The organism is Variovorax atrisoli (assembly GCF_014195185.1).
GTDB lineage: Bacteria > Pseudomonadota > Gammaproteobacteria > Burkholderiales > Burkholderiaceae_C > Variovorax > Variovorax atrisoli.
Map to the genome: position 1 here is coordinate 1303585 of NZ_JACIBG010000001.1, position 14188 is coordinate 1317772.

General features: G+C 68.5%; 13 protein-coding genes. 12 read left to right on the forward strand and 1 reads right to left on the reverse strand.

Going from position 1 to position 14188, the window contains the following annotated elements; genetic code table 11:
* Nucleotides 1–28 precede the first annotated feature (28 nt).
* The 7 genes from FHY06_RS06175 to FHY06_RS06205 all read left to right on the forward strand — a co-directional run bounded on the left by FHY06_RS06175 (nt 29) and on the right by FHY06_RS06205 (nt 7232).
* Nucleotides 29–1777 carry an IlvD/Edd family dehydratase gene (locus FHY06_RS06175; protein ID WP_184603882.1) on the forward strand — a complete coding sequence of 583 codons (1749 nt, stop codon included), beginning with the start codon at nt 29–31 and terminating at the stop codon, nt 1775–1777.
* 18 nt (nt 1778–1795) lie between these two features.
* Entirely contained in the window at nt 1796–2566 is a 771-nt protein-coding gene (locus FHY06_RS06180; RefSeq protein WP_184603883.1) for a class I SAM-dependent methyltransferase, read from the forward strand.
* Between the two features lie 151 nt (nt 2567–2717).
* Nucleotides 2718–4175, forward strand: a complete 1458-nt coding sequence (locus FHY06_RS06185; protein ID WP_019652062.1) for a glycerophosphodiester phosphodiesterase family protein — start codon at nt 2718–2720, stop codon at nt 4173–4175.
* A gap of 43 nt (nt 4176–4218) precedes the next feature.
* On the forward strand, nt 4219–4842 hold the full coding sequence (gene trhA / locus FHY06_RS06190; RefSeq protein ID WP_126182191.1) for a PAQR family membrane homeostasis protein TrhA: 624 nt from the start codon (nt 4219–4221) through the stop codon (nt 4840–4842).
* Between the two features lie 37 nt (nt 4843–4879).
* Complete coding sequence (locus FHY06_RS06195; RefSeq protein ID WP_184603884.1) at nt 4880–5797, forward strand: bestrophin family protein; 918 nt, start codon at nt 4880–4882, stop codon at nt 5795–5797.
* A gap of 60 nt (nt 5798–5857) precedes the next feature.
* Nucleotides 5858–6286, forward strand: a complete 429-nt coding sequence (locus FHY06_RS06200; RefSeq protein WP_184603885.1) for a hypothetical protein — start codon at nt 5858–5860, stop codon at nt 6284–6286.
* Between the two features lie 58 nt (nt 6287–6344).
* Entirely contained in the window at nt 6345–7232 is an 888-nt protein-coding gene (locus tag FHY06_RS06205) for an amidohydrolase family protein (protein ID WP_184603886.1), read from the forward strand.
* 12 nt (nt 7233–7244) lie between these two features.
* On the opposite strand, the gene bla is transcribed toward FHY06_RS06205, so the two are convergent.
* Nucleotides 7245–8132 (reverse strand): class A beta-lactamase, encoded by an 888-nt coding sequence (gene bla, locus FHY06_RS06210; RefSeq protein WP_132798312.1) that lies wholly within the window; start codon nt 8130–8132, stop codon nt 7245–7247.
* 174 nt (nt 8133–8306) lie between these two features.
* On the opposite strand from bla, the gene FHY06_RS06215 reads away from it, so the two are divergent.
* The 5 genes from FHY06_RS06215 to FHY06_RS06235 all read left to right on the forward strand — a co-directional run bounded on the left by FHY06_RS06215 (nt 8307) and on the right by FHY06_RS06235 (nt 14093).
* Nucleotides 8307–8654, forward strand: a complete 348-nt coding sequence (locus FHY06_RS06215; protein WP_184603887.1) for an ArsR/SmtB family transcription factor — start codon at nt 8307–8309, stop codon at nt 8652–8654.
* A 37-nt stretch (nt 8655–8691) separates the two neighbouring features.
* Nucleotides 8692–9228: an SRPBCC family protein gene (locus FHY06_RS06220; RefSeq protein WP_184603890.1), complete on the forward strand. Its 537-nt coding sequence runs from the start codon at nt 8692–8694 to the stop codon at nt 9226–9228.
* A gap of 249 nt (nt 9229–9477) precedes the next feature.
* A complete protein-coding gene (locus FHY06_RS06225) occupies nt 9478–11583 on the forward strand; it encodes a LamG-like jellyroll fold domain-containing protein (RefSeq protein ID WP_260310067.1) in 2106 nt (701 codons plus the stop codon).
* 52 nt (nt 11584–11635) lie between these two features.
* Entirely contained in the window at nt 11636–11836 is a 201-nt protein-coding gene (locus tag FHY06_RS06230; RefSeq protein WP_184603892.1) for a hypothetical protein, read from the forward strand.
* 49 nt (nt 11837–11885) lie between these two features.
* The gene (locus FHY06_RS06235; RefSeq protein ID WP_184603894.1) at nt 11886–14093 is read left to right on the forward strand and encodes a phosphocholine-specific phospholipase C; all 2208 of its coding nucleotides are present in this window, start codon (nt 11886–11888) and stop codon (nt 14091–14093) included.
* The last annotated feature ends 95 nt before the right edge of the window (nt 14094–14188 follow it).

The window sequence follows — 14188 nt, forward strand, 5'->3', positions numbered from 1 at the left end:
CCCTGAAGAAAAACCAACCCCACACCCCATGTCCGAGTCCAAGCTCCAGTCCGAGGACAGCGACGACAACGCCGGCATGCGCAAGGGCCTCACCAGCTACGGCGACCGCGGCTTCTCGCTCTTTCTGCGCAAGGCCTTCATCAAGGGCGCGGGCTATACCGACGCCGCGCTCGACCGGCCGGTGGTCGGCATCGCCAGCACCGGCAGCGCCTACAACCCCTGCCACGGCAACGCGCCTCAGCTCGTCGAGGCCGTGAAGCGCGGCGTGATGCTCGCGGGCGGGCTGCCGATGGAGTTTCCGACCATCTCGGTGCACGAGAGCTTCGCCGCGCCGACGAGCATGTACCTGCGCAACCTCATGGCCATGGACACCGAGGAGATGGTGCGCGCGCAGCCCATGGACGCGGTCGTGCTGATCGGCGGCTGCGACAAGACCGTGCCGGCGCAGCTCATGGGCGCGGCGTCGGCCGGGCTGCCGGCCATCCAGCTCATCACCGGCTCGATGCTCACCGGCAGCCATCGCGGCGAGCGCGTGGGCGCCTGCACCGACTGCCGCCGCTACTGGGCCCGCTATCGCGCGGGCGAGATCGACGCGCAGGAGACCGCAGACGTCAACGACCAGCTGGTGGCGAGCGTGGGCACCTGCTCGGTCATGGGCACGGCCAGCACCATGGCCTGCATCGCCGAAGCGCTGGGCATGACGATGCCGGGCGGGGCCTCGCCGCCCGCGGTCACGGCCGACCGCATCCGCATCGCCGAGCAGACCGGCGCGCAGGCGGTGCGGATCGCGCGCGAGCGCCTCACCATCGACCAGGTGCTGACTCCCGCCGCCTTCGAGAACGCGATGCGCGTGCTGCTGGCCATCGGCGGCTCGACCAACGGCATCGTCCACCTCGCGGCCATCGCCGGCCGCATGGGCCTGGACATCGACCTGCACGCGCTCGACCGCATGGGCCGCGAGACGCCGGTGCTGCTCGACCTGAAGCCCTCGGGCCGGCACTACATGGAAGACTTCCACGCCGCGGGCGGCATGGCCACGCTGCTGCGCGAACTCAGGCCGCTGCTGCATCTCGACGCCCTCACCGTCACGGGCCGCACGCTGGGAGAGGAGATCGAGGCCGCCGGCCCCGGCTTCGCGCAGGACGTGGTTCGCCCGGCGGCGCAGCCGATCTACCCGCAGGGCGGCATCGCGGTGCTGTGGGGCAACCTGGCACCGGGCGGCGCGATCATCAAGCAGTCGGCCGCCGACCCGGCGCTGATGGAGCACGAAGGCCGCGCCGTGGTCTTCGAGAACGCCGAGGACCTGGCCCGCCGCATCGACGGCGACGAGCTCGACGTCACGCCGCACGACGTGCTGGTGCTCAAGAACATCGGCCCCAAGGGCGCGCCGGGCATGCCGGAGGCGGGCTACCTGCCGATCCCGCGCAAGCTCGCCCGGGCCGGCGTGAAGGACATGGTGCGCATCTCCGACGGCCGCATGAGCGGCACCGCCTTCGGCACCATCGTGCTGCACGTGACGCCCGAGTCGGCCATCGGCGGGCCGCTGGCCCATGTGCGCAACGGCGACCGCATCCGGCTCAGCGTGGCGAACCGCGAGATCTCGCTGCTGGTGAGGGACGAGGAACTGGCACGCCGCGCGAAGGAGTCGCCAGCCGTGGTGCCGACCGCCGAGCGCGGCTACCGCAAGCTCTTCCTGCAGGCCGTGACGCAGGCCGACAAGGGCGTGGACTTCGACTTCCTCCGCGCGCCGGGCAACGCGGGCAAGGTGCCGCGCTAGCCACCGCACAATGCGCGGATGACCAACGACTTCTACGACCAACTCGCACCGCTCTATCACCTGATCTATCCGGACTGGAACGAGAGCATCCGCGTACAGGGCGAGAAGCTCTCGCAGCTCATCGAGACCGCATGGCCCTGCACTGAAGCGCGCCGCAGGGTGCTCGACGTGTCGTGCGGCATCGGCACCCAGGCGCTGGGGCTCGCGGCGCTGGGCCATGCAGTGACGGCGTCGGACCTGTCGCCCGATGAGATCGAGCGCGCGAAACGGGAAGCCGGCCAGCGCGGCCTCGACATCGCCTTCTCGGTGTGCGACATGCGCGAGGCACACACGCACCACGGCGGCGGCTTCGACATCGTGATGTCATGCGACAACTCCATGCCGCACCTGCAGACCGACGCCGACCTGCTCACGGCCCTGCGCCAGATGAGCGCCTGCCTTCGCCCCGGCGGCGGCTGCGTGGTCAGCGTGCGCGACTACGCGAAGGAAGAGCGCGGCAGCAACATCGTGAAGCACTACGGCGCCCGCCTGGACGACGGCAGGCGCCATGTGCTTTTCCAGGTCTGGGACTTCGACGACGGCGGCAGTGGCGATCACTACGACCTCGGCTTCTTCTTCGTCACCGAGGATCTCGCGACGCAGGCGGTGAGCACGCGCGTGATGCGATCGCGCTACTACGCCATCTCGACGGCGAGGCTATGCGAGCTCATGCAGGAAGCAGGCCTCAAGGACGTGCGGCGCATCGACGGTGCCTTCTTCCAGCCCGTGCTGGTGGGCACGCGGCCCTGACAAGAAGCCGCCCGGGCGTCGATCCGACGCTGGTTTTCAGGCTGTTGCAGGGGAAGTTGCGGGGGCGCATGCCGGTCACTGTCCCGTCATGGGGCAAACCTAGCATCCGCCGGCTTTCGCTTCTTCATCAACAGACACCTGAAAACCACATATGAAAAAGAGCGTTCCCGCGTCTGCGAACCGTCCCGTCCTCGCGACCATCGCCGCAATCACCGCCATCGGCGGAAGCATCCTGATGACGGCCTGCGGCGGCGGCAACGGCGGCGGCATCTCTTTGCCGGTGCTTCCGCCGGCACCGGCGCCCGCCCCCGCACCGGCTCCCACGCCCGCTCCGCCCGCGCCAGCGCCGCTGGGCACGCTCGACGGCTCCGTGCCCCTGGTCATCGGCCATCGCGGCCTGCCGGGCCTGTATCCGGAAGAAACGAAGACCGCCTACGAGGCCGCCGCCGACGCCGGCGCCGATTCGCTCGAAACCGACCTGCACCTCACCAAGGACTGCGTGCTCGTCGCGCGCCACAACCCCTGGCTGAGCGACAACACCAACATCGCGGAAGTCGCCAAGACCAACACCACCGTCGCCGGCCGCAAGCGCACCGTGCCGGGCGTGCTGGTCGACGTGAAGTACCCGCCCATCGCAGCCAACGGCCCGGCGCAATACCTGAGCGACCTGACCGACCCGAGCGATCCGAAGTCGGTGCTCAAGTCGCTCATCGTCGACGGCGAGGACCACACCAACGACTGGTCCATCACCGACTTCACGATGGACGAGCTGCGCCAGTGGATCCGCGGGACCACCTACGACGCCAGGGACCAGCGCCCCACCGACCTCAACGGCAAGCTGCCCATCATCAGCTTCCAGGAACTGATCGACATCGCCAAGGCCAAGAGCGCCGCCACCGGCCGCACGCTCACCGTGTACCCGGAAACCAAGAACCCGATCTGGAACAACGCCCAGGCCATCGCCAACGGCTGCGGACCGGCCGGCAGCCATCCGCTGGAAGACGCGCTGCTGAAGGTCATGAACTTCAACGACCTCAACCGCAAGGATGCGCCCATCTTCGTGCAGAGCTTCGAGCCCGAGAGCCTGAAGTACCTGCGCTCGGCCGGCATGAAGGCGCGCGCGGTGCAGCTGATCGACGGCAACGACGTCAACTACCAGACGGGCGAGATGATCTACGTCACCAACGACGTCTACACCTTCGTCGACGGCCGCCCGTACAGCTGGACGCTGGCCGGCAACCCGAAGTGGTTCGGCGAGATGCTCACGCCGGCGGGCCTGGCCGAGGTCAAGACCTACGCCGACGGCATCGGGCCGTGGAAGCCGCAGGTCATGGCGCACACCATCGTGCCTTTCGTCGCAGGCAAGGGCCTGGCCGACGTGAACACCGTCAAGCCCACCAGCCTGATCGCCGACGCGCACAAGGCCGGCCTCTTCGTGCACAGCTACACCTTCCGCAACGAGGCCAAGTACCTGGCAGGCGTCTACAAGGGCGACCCGACGGCCGAGTACCTGGCGTTCTTCCGCGCGGGCGTCGACGGCGTGTTCTCGGACTTCGCGAACACCGCCTTCGCGGCGCGCAAGACCTACCTCAAGGAAACGGGGCGCTGAAGCAAGGCACGCGAGGCAGGCAGGCGAATTCCGGCGAGGCACGATGTACCCGGGCGAACGGCTCAACGGATACAGCCACCTGCTGGGCCTGCTGCTCGCGCTGCCGGCAATGGCCCTGCTGCTCGCCAAGACGTTGCCCACCGGCGATCCCGCGCGCATCGTGGGCGCGCTGGTGTTCTCCCTCTCGGCGGTGGCGCTGTATGCCGCCTCCACCCTCTTTCACAGCACGCGCGGGCGCCTCAAGCGCATGTGGGAGCGCGCGGACCACTGCGCCATCTTCCTGCTGATCGCCGGTACCTACACGCCCTTCGCGCTGGTCACGATGCAGGGCCCGTGGGGGCTCTTGCTGCTCGCGACGATCTGGACCGCGGCCGCCTTCGGCATCCGGCGCGAACTGGTTCCGGCGAGGAATGGCGCGCCGAAGAAGCCGTCGCTGCCGATCTACATCGGCCTGGGCTGGCTGGTGGTGCTGGCTGCCGTGCCGCTGGCTGCAAGGCTCGATACGGCAGGCCTCGTGTGGCTGCTGGTCGGCGGCGTGTTCTATACGACGGGCACGGTGTTCTATCGCAACCGCTCGGGCTTCAGGCACGCGCACGGGGCGTGGCACCTGTTCGTGCTGGCGGGAACGACGAGCCACTACGTGGCGGTGGGCTGGTTCGTCCTCTGAGCTTCGAGTCGGCGGGCGCGGGGATAATCCCCCACCGATGATCGTCCGACCCCGCCCCCACTGGCTGCGCATGCTCTTCGTATGGCGCGGCTCCGTCCTGTCGGACATCGCGCCCCAGCTGCTGTGGACCACCGCCTTCGCGGTGCTGGTGACGGTGCTGCACGGCCGGCTCTTCCAGTGGAAGGTGCCGCTGAACTTCGTGCCCTTCTCGCTCATCGGGCTGACGCTTGCCATCTTCCTGGGTTTCCGCAACGGCACGAGCTACTCGCGCTACTGGGAGGCGCGCACCCTCTGGGGCACGCTGCTCAACGAGACGCGCACGCTGGTCCGGCAAGTGCTCACGCTGACGGATACGCCCGCTGAGGCATCCACGCCGGCCATGCGCCTGGTCGCCTTCGTCCACGCGCTGCGCCATCAGCTGCGCGGCACCGACGCTTCGACCGACCTCGCCCGGCTGCTGCCCGCACAAGACTGCGCACGCCTTCGGGCCGCGCGCTTCAAGCCCGCCGTGCTCCTGCTGATGGTGGGCGAATGGCTGCGCGAGCAGCGCCGCCACGGCCGGCTCGACCCGACGCTGGCGCAGGCCATGGAGCACCCGCTGGGCCGACTGACCGAAGCGCTGGGCGGCTGCGAGCGCATCGCGGGCACGCCGATACCGTTCACGTACTCGGTCATCATCCACCGCACCATCTACCTGTACTGCGTGCTGCTGCCCTTCGGGCTGGTTGACGCGATCGGCCCGATGACGCCGGTGGTGGTCGCCTTCATCGCCTACACCTTCTTCGCGCTGGAGGCGCTGGGCGCGGAGATCGAGGAGCCCTTCGGCACGCAGCCCAACGACCTGGCGCTGGATGCGATGTCCCGCACCATCGAATCGACGGTGCGCGAGATGCTGGGGGAGCCGCAGGTGGCGCCGTCTCCCACGGCCGGGCCCGCGGGGTACATCCAGACCTGAGGAGCGAGCGGCCTGTCACCTGCAGCCTGCAATTCCTCGAGCACATTCCCGGAACCTCCCATGCTGTCCAAGCCCCGGCATCCGCTGCACGCCATGCTCGCAATCGTGGCGGGCGCCGTGGTCGCGCTCCTCGCCGGATGCGAGCGCGTCGACACCGCCGCGCAACCCACCGCCGAAGAAATCGCCATCCGCACCGCGCCTGCCGAGCAGGTGTTCCAGGGCACGCTCGCCGGCCAGCCGGTCCATCTGGTGGTGCACGACTGCGAAGTGCTTCGCGTGCGGCAAGGCCCGCAGGGCCGGCTCGAATGGACGAGCATGCTGGCTCCCGAACCGTATCCGCTTCCGACCGCGTGCGAGCGCCAGTCGCTGAGCTTCGATGCGGGGCAGGTCACGGCAAGGCTCGGTCGACGTGCCTTCGGCTCGGGCGGCTGCTGCGCCAGCGGCGGCACCTATCGCTCTGCCGATGGCCTCACCTGGAAGAAGCTCTAGCGCCCGGCATCGCCTCCAGGCCCGGATAATCCGGCTCCTTTCATCACGAGGGGTACGCATGAGAGCCGCCGCATCCGCCATCGCCATGCTCCTGGCCGCCGGCACGGCGTTCGCCCAGGGGACGCCGGCTCCGTACAAGGGCCCTCTGTTCGACACGCACCTGCACTACAACCAGGAAGCCTGGGATGGCAACACCGGCCCCTTCCCGCCCTCGGAGGCGCTGGCGCGCATGCAGCGCAACGACGTGAAGGCGATCATCGCGAACTCGCGCCCCAATGCCGGCACGCAGACGCTGGCGGCGGCTCGCGAGACGCGTGCGGCGGGCGTGACGGTGGTTCCCTTCGTGCGGCTCTACCGCAACCGCGACGACTACACCAACTGGTTCCGCGACGAGACCATCTACGAGATGGTGCAGACAGAGCTTGCGCGCGGCACGGCCAGCGGCCCCTATCGCGGCCTGGGCGAGTTCCACCTGTACGAGAGCGCCAACGCCAACGGTCCGGTCGCGAAGAAGCTGGTCGCGCTGGCGGAGCGCGAGAAGCTCGCGGTGCTCGCGCACGTCGACGACGTGGCGGTCGACCTGCTGATGGCGAATGCGCCTTCGAAGGGACAGTCGCTGCGCCTCATCTGGGCCCACACGGGCATCGGCGGCACGCCGGTGGAGCGGGTGCAGGCGATGCTGGAGCGCTATCCGCTGCTGATGGGCGAGCTCTCGTACAGGCCGGGGCTGACCTGCGAAGGCGGCAGGCTCTGCCCCGAATGGCGCGCGCTGATCCTCAAGCACCCGGGCCGCTTCATGGTCGGCTCCGACACCTGGATCAACCAGCGCTGGAGCAGCTACGACGAAACGATGCGCGCCTATCGGGTCTGGCTCGGCGACCTGCCGGAGGATGTGGCGCAGCGAATCGCCTGGGGCAACGCGGCCGGACTGTTCGGCTTGCGCTGACGCCGCAGGTCCTCAACCGGCCAGCGCGGTGGCAGCGATGCGCGCGGCCGAGGCGATCACGTCGTTGCGGCCCTTCGCATCCTTCTGCGGGAAGGTCAGGTACACCGACAGCACGATGGGCGCACCGGCCGGCGGCCACAGCACGCCGACGTCGTTGGTCGAGCCATAGGAGCCCGAGCCGGTCTTGTCGCCCACCTTCCATCCCGCCGGCACGCCCGCCAGGAAGCGCTCGGTGCTGGTGGTGTTGCCCAGCAGCCAGGTCTTGAGCTGATCGCGCTGCGCCGCGCCCAGTGCGTCGCCGAGCACGAGGCGCTGGATGCTGTCGCTCATGGCCGACGGCGTCGTGGTGTCGCGCGGATCGCCCGGGATGCTGGTGTTGAGTTCGGGCTCGGTGCGGTCGAGCCTGAAGGTCTGGTCGCCGATGCCGCGCGCGAAGGCGGTGACCGTGGCCGGGCCGCCCAGCTCCTTCAGCAGCAGATTGGCCGCGGCGTTGTCGCTGTACTGGATGGTGGCAGCACACATGGCAGCCACCGTCATGCCGGTGGCGACATGCTTCTCGGTGATCGGCGAATGGTCGATCAGGTCGCCCTTGCCGTAGCTCAGGTTGCGCGACAGCAGGCTGCCGTCCCTGGTGCTGCGCTCGAGCACCGCGGCGGCCAGCATCAGCTTGAAGGTGCTGCACAGAGGAAAGCGCTCGTGCGCCCTGTGCTGCAGGCGCACGCCGCTGCCCGTGTTGAAGCCGGCCACGCCCAGGCGACCGCCCGATGCGCGCTCCAGCTCTGCGAGCTGCGCTTCGGCGGAAGACTGGGAGCCCGCGCCCGACCACGCTGTGCAGGCGCCGGCAAGCGGCAGGACGGAGGCGGCGAGCAACAGGGTGCGGCGCTGGATGGGAGATGTCATTTCGTTTTCTCTTTCTTTTTGCGAGTGGATGGAACGAAACGAATCCTAGGAGCGCCCCCTGCCACGATCCAGCCTGATGCCGGCGTTTCCCGTCCCGGGTGTATCCGGTGTAACGGACATCATTATTCAACCATTTAGTTGAACATTAGCGGGATCGCGTCTATATTCAACCACATGGTTGAACTAGAACTCGCAGACGAACGGCTCGACGCCGTGTTCCACGCCCTTGCCGACAGCACGCGCCGCACGATGCTGCAACTGCTGTCCCATGGCGAGTGCAGCGTAGGCGAACTGGGCGCGCCCTTCCAAATGTCCTTCGCCGGGGCGTCCAAGCACGTGAAGACGCTGGAGCGCGCGGGCCTGGTGTCGCGCACCGTGCAGGGCCGCGCACATGTCTGCCGGCTGGAGCCGGAGGCGCTGGCCATGGCGGATGCATGGCTGCGCTACTACGAAGGCTTCTGGAGCAATCGCCTCGATGCGCTGGAGCAGGAGCTGCGGCGCGATTCGCAGGCCCGAAAGTGAGCGTTTCTCCCCCATCCAACCCAAGGAGCATCAGCAAATGACGACCAAGCACAACCTGGGCACCCAGGTCGACGCCACCACCCTGCGCATGGAGCGCATCCTGCCCGCGCCCATCGAGCGCGTATGGGCCTACCTCGCCGACTCCGACAAGCGCGCCACATGGCTGGCCGGCGGCGCGCTGCCTCCGGCGCCAGGCGAACTCTTCGAACTGCGCTTCGACCACACCAGCCTCACCGGTGAAGTGGCGCCCGATCGCTTTGCCGAGTGCCGAGAACCGATCCTGCAGAAGTCGCGGCTCCTGCGCATGGAGCCGCCCAGGCTGCTGGCGATCAGCTGGAACGAGGGAGGCGCGGCACCATCGGAAGTCACCTTCGAACTCACGCCGCAGGGCGACACCACGCGGCTGGTGCTCACGCACAGCCGGCTGGCCAGCCGCAAGGGCATGCTCAGCGTGGCGAGCGGCTGGCACGCGCATGTCGACGTGCTCATCGAAACCCTGGCGGGCGGCAAGCCGCAGGGCTTCTGGACGAATCTGCTCGCGCTCGGGCAGGAGTACGAGGCGCACATCGACTGAGGCTGCGCGCTCTTTCGCCCACTCCCTTCTCTTGCATTTCTCTCCACGGGGCCTTCGGGCCCCGTTTTTCTTGGCCGTCGACCTTCACGGTCCTGTCAAACCGTTGTCACCCGCGAAGCTCAATATCTGAGGCATTCGGAGCATTTGTGCGTTTTGTTGCAAATGCATTTCCTTGCACAACCACATGCGGGAACACGCAATCCCATGGTCGGAGCCACGGGCCGGCATCTCAACACTTCGAGGGGAATCATGATCAGAGGATTGAACGCTCGCCATGCGCGTGCGTGGGGAAGCGCTTGCACGCTGCTGCTTCTTGCGGCCTGCGGTGGGGGTGGTGGAGGTGCCGGCGCGAGCTTCCCGCTCGTCGGTACGCCACCGGCAAGCAGCGGCAGTGGTGGCAGCGCCGGCAGCAGCAACGCGCCGCCGCCGGTCAACCAGGGCAAGAGCGGACCGAAGGCATTGGTCGTGGAGATCGACGGCCTCACGCATTCGGCGCTTCGCGATGCGATGGCGCAGAACAAGGTCGCGGCCCTTCAATCGCTGCGCGTTGCGCCGGCCTGGACCGGCGGCGCCAACGGCACACCGAGCGAGCAGCGCACCACCGACGGCCCCGGCTGGGCCACGCTGATGACCGGCACCTGGGCACAGCGCCACGGCGTGCGCTGGGACACGGCCGACCAACGCATCGACGTCAAGCTCGCACCTTCCGTCTTTGCGCTGGCCAGGCAGAACAACAAGGCGGCCGGCTACAGGACGGCATCGGTCACCTCGAGCCCGCTGTACCCGCTGCTGCTGGCGAACGAAGCCGGCACGGTGGACAGCGCCATCGACTGCGCGGGTGCCGACGCCTGCGTCACCGACCGCACCTCGCAGCTCATCGACGCCGGCTACGACCTGCTGGTGGCGCAGTACGGCGCACCGGCAGCAGCCGCGGGCAACGGCCTGAAGAGCGACGCCTACCAGCGCTCGATCGCCGACACCGCGGCAGGCATCGGCCAGCTGCTCGCACGCGTCGCACAGCGCTCTGCCAACGACCCGAAGGAAGACTGGCTGGTGATCCTCACCACGGGCCATGGCCTCGATGCCTTCGGCAGCGCCACCGGCGTGCAGGACAACGGCAACAAGACGGTCTTCATCGCGAGCAACAAGACCCTGGCAGCCCTGCCGGGCGTCGGCGCTGCTGCTCCGGCAGATGCCACGCTGCTCGCGCTCGCTGCCGCCACCGACATCGCGCCGACGGTGCTGCGCCACCTCGGCGCGCTGCCTGCGGCAACGGACTACCGCTTCGCCGGCCAGGCCTTGCAGGCCAGCACCTCGCTGCGCAGCCTTGCAGCGAAGACGGGCGCGGACAAGCGCAGCATCGAACTCTCGTGGACCCTTGCCGGCAACACCAGCGCCGCGGTGCAGGTCCTGCGCGACGGCAAGGTAGTGGCCACGCTGCCGGCCGGCTCCACCGCCTACACCGATCCCATCGTCGCGGCGAGCGACGGGCTCTACGCCTTCCAGTACACGGTCGTCGCGGGCGAAGCCAGCGTGGCGCTTGCGGCTCAGATCTCGTATGTCGCGCCCGAGGCGCCGGTGACGCTTGCACCCACGCTGGCGAACGGACTGGTCAACTACTACCCGCTCGACGCCCTGCCCGGCGTGGACACCAAGAACGCCTCCACGCTAGCGCCGTGGGCGTCCGACGCCAACGGCGGTTCTCTGGTCGACGACGGATACAGCGCACCCTACAAGGCCAAGGCGCTGCGCGTCGACAGCACTGTGAAGAACGCCAGCGGCATGGCCGGCTACCGGCTCGTGCAGAACAACGACGTCACCACCAACGCCGCGGTCACGGCATTCACCATCGGGTTCTGGGTGCGCACCGATGCCACCTGCAGCCAGGGGGTGAGCAACGGCGGCACGGTGATCGGCAACAAGAACTACACCACCGGCGGCAACGCGGGCCTGGCCATCGGCCTGTTCGGCAGCTGCGAGATCCGCTTCAACGTCGGCACGGGCAGCGCGCGCGCGGACAGCAACGGCTACAGCCTCAGCGCAGGCCAGTGGGCCTACGTGGCGGTGGTCGTCGACAAGGCGGCGCTCACCATGCGCGGCTACGTGATGGACCCCGTGCGCGGCGTGCAGACGAACAGCACCGCCATCACCACCGCGCTGGTCGACAAGCTCGGCGGCCTCGGCAACGGCCTGGGCCTCAACGAGGACGGCACCGGCCTCTACTACCAGCGCGAGAGCAGTTCGCCGCGCGGCGCCATGGACTTCAACGACTTCGCGATCTGGAACCGTGCGCTCACGAGCGCCGAGCTCAACAGCATCTTCAAGTCGGGCCAACCGCTGTCGAGCCTGCCCTGAGCCCAGATCACCTTCAGCCCCAAGACAACAACGCCCACAGAGGACATCAACCATGCAACTTCATTCACGTCTCCTCGCGCGACTCGCACCCGCGCTCGTCCTGGCCTGCGTCCTGTCCGCCTGCGGTGGCGGCAGCGGTGGCGGCAGCGGCTTCTTCGGCGGCACGCCGACGACTCCAGGCACGCCCACCACGCCTGCCACGCCCACGCAACCCGATACCGGCGCCGCTCCCGTGAAGAGTTGCGCACCCTGAGCCCCACATCCAGCCCCAAGCCATGCCTCAACAAGAGAAGAACAAACCCATGACGAATTCACGTCGCAAGTTCCTCACCGGCACCGCCACCACCGGCGCCGCCGCCCTCGCACTCTCGGCCTTTCCCCCCAGCATCCGCCGCGCGCTGGCCATTCCGGCCAACAACGCCACCGGCACGATCAAGGACGTCGAGCACATCGTCATCCTGATGCAGGAGAACCGCTCCTTCGACCAATACTTCGGCACCCTGATGGGCGTGCGCGGCTTCGGCGACCGCTTCACCATTCCGCTGCCCAAGGGCCTGAACGTGTGGCAGCAAAGCGATGCCAACGGCAAGGTCATCCTGCCCTACCACCTCGACAGCCGCAAAGGCAACGCCCAGCGCGTGAGCGGCACGCCGCATTCGTGGAGCGACGGCCAGAACGCCTGGGACGGCGGCCGCGCCTACCAGTGGCCGCGCTACAAGAACAACGCATCGATGGGTTACTTCAAGGAAGCGGAAGTCACCTTCCAGTTCGCGCTGGCCAACGCCTTCACGCTGTGCGACGGCTATCACTGCAGCATGCACACGGGCACCAACTCCAACCGCATGTTCCACTGGACCGGCACCAACGGCCCCTCGGGCCAGGTCGGCACGGGCGTCGCGGGCGTGGCCTCGGTCGTCAACGAATGGGACGACATCGGCCCCTCGACCAGCGGCTACGAGTGGAAGACCTACCCCGAGCGCCTGCAGGAGGCCAAGGTCAGCTGGTTCATCTACCAGAACATGCCCGACAACTTCACCGACAACCCGCTGGCGGGCTTCAAGCAATACCGCCAGGCCAACGAGGCCTCGGGCAAGCCGGTGAGCAACGACACGGCGTCACCCGCCTACGACCCGGCCAGCGACGATGCAGGCAACCCGCTCTACAAGGGTATCGCCAACACCATGCCCGACGGCGGCTTCCTCGAGCAGTTCCGCCAGGACATCAAGAACGGCAAGCTGCCGCAGGTGTCGTGGATCATCGCGCCGGCCACCTACTCCGAGCACCCCGGACCGTCGAGCCCCGTGCAGGGCGGCTGGTACATCCAGCAGGCGCTGGACGCGCTCACCGCCGTGCCCGAGGTGTGGAGCAAGACCGTGCTGCTCATCAACTTCGACGAGAACGACGGCTACTTCGACCACTATCCCTCGCCGGCAGCGCCCTCGCTCAACCCCGACGGCACGATGGCCGGCAAGACCACGCTGCCCGAGTCCGACCTCGCCGTGGAACGCTTCACCCACCCGAAGCCGCCGGGCACCAGCAGCCAGCCCGCACCCGACGGCCGCGTCTACGGACCCGGCGTGCGCGTGCCGATGTACGTCATCTCGCCCTGGAGCCGCGGCGGCTGGGTCAACTCGCAGGCCTTCGACCACACCTCGGTGCTGCGCTTCATCGAGGCGCGCTTCGGTGTGAGGGAGACGAACATCTCGCCGTTCCGCCGTGCGGTGTGCGGCGACCTCACGAGCGCGTTCAACTTCGCGACGCCCAACAGCGAAGCGCTGCCCACGCTGGCAGGGCGCACCACCAGGGACGCCGCCGACAAGCTGCGTGCCGACCAGCAGGCGCTCGCACAGGTGGCGCTGCCCCTCGACCCGCAACTGCCCCGCCAGGCCACCGGCACGCGCCCCTCGCGCGCCCTGCCCTACGAGCTGCACGTGAGCGGCCGCGCCGATGCCGTCAACGGCCAGATGCGGCTGATCTTCAAGAACAGCGGCAAGGCCGCTGCCGTGTTCCATGTGTACGACAAGCTCAACCTCGACCGCCTGCCCCGTCGCTACATGGTCGAACCCGGCAAGCAGCTCGACGACACCTGGAACCCCGCCAGCGACAACAGCGGCTTCTACGACCTTTGGGTGCTCGGTCCGAACGGCTTCCACCGCCACTTCAAGGGCGACCTCAACAAGCTGCGCGCCGGCGGCTGGCCCAACCCCGAGGTGCGCGTGTGCTACGACGTGACCAACGGCAACGTCTCGGTGGAGATGCTCAACGGCGGCAGCGGTGCCGCGAAGTTCACGGTGCGCGCCAAGGCCTACCGCGACGACGGCCCGTGGACCGCCACGGTCAACGGCGGCGCCAAGGCCGAGCAGGCCTGGGTGCTGGCCAGCAGCGGGCAGTGGTACGACTTCGCCGTCACCTGCGACTCCGACCCGGCCTTCTATCGCCGCTTCGCCGGCCGCGTGGAAACCGGCAGGCACTCGGTGAGCGACCCGGCCATGGGCCTGACCGACCTCTGAGGGCGGCATGGGCGTGCGGGTGTGCGGTCGATTGATCGCGCATCCGCACGGGCGTACTCGGGCACACGGGCACAATGGCGCGGCTTTCGCGCCTG